The following is a 560-nucleotide window of genomic DNA, read 5'->3' on the forward strand; positions in this document are numbered from 1 at the left end:
CCAAGCGCCGGGTCGCGTCAATCTGATTGGTGAGCACACTGACTACAATGACGGTTTTGTCCTGCCGTGTGCTATTAACTACCAAACTGTCGTTGCTGCCGCAAAGCGTGACGACAATCTAGTCCGTGTGGTGTCTTTTGATTACGGCAATGCTGTGGATGAATTCGATATTAGCCAGGATATCACTTTTCAAGCAGACAAAATGTGGGTGAACTATATTCGTGGTGTGGTGAAGTGCTTGCTTGATCGTGGTTACTATTTCACTGGCGCTGATATATCAGTCAGCGGAAATGTACCGCAAGGTGCGGGTTTAAGCTCGTCTGCGGCGCTTGAAGTTGTCATCGGTCAAACGTTTAAAGTGCTGTTCAACCTTGAAATCAGCCAAGCCGAAATCGCGTTAAACGGTCAGCAAGCAGAGAACGAATTCGTCGGTTGCAACTGCGGCATCATGGATCAAATGATTTCAGCGGAAGGGCGTGAAAATCATGCGATGCTATTAGATTGCCGTAGCCTTGAAACTGAAGCAGTCTCTATGCCAGAAGACATGGCAGTCGTGATCA

1 protein-coding gene is annotated in these 560 nt (G+C 47.9%); it reads left to right on the forward strand.

Features of this window, described 5'->3' with window-relative positions:
- On the forward strand, window positions 1-560 hold a 560-nt coding region (galK, locus tag R7Z50_RS29945; protein WP_318150077.1), incomplete at both ends, for a galactokinase.

The sequence above is a fragment of the Vibrio sp. 1249-1 genome (assembly GCF_033340495.1).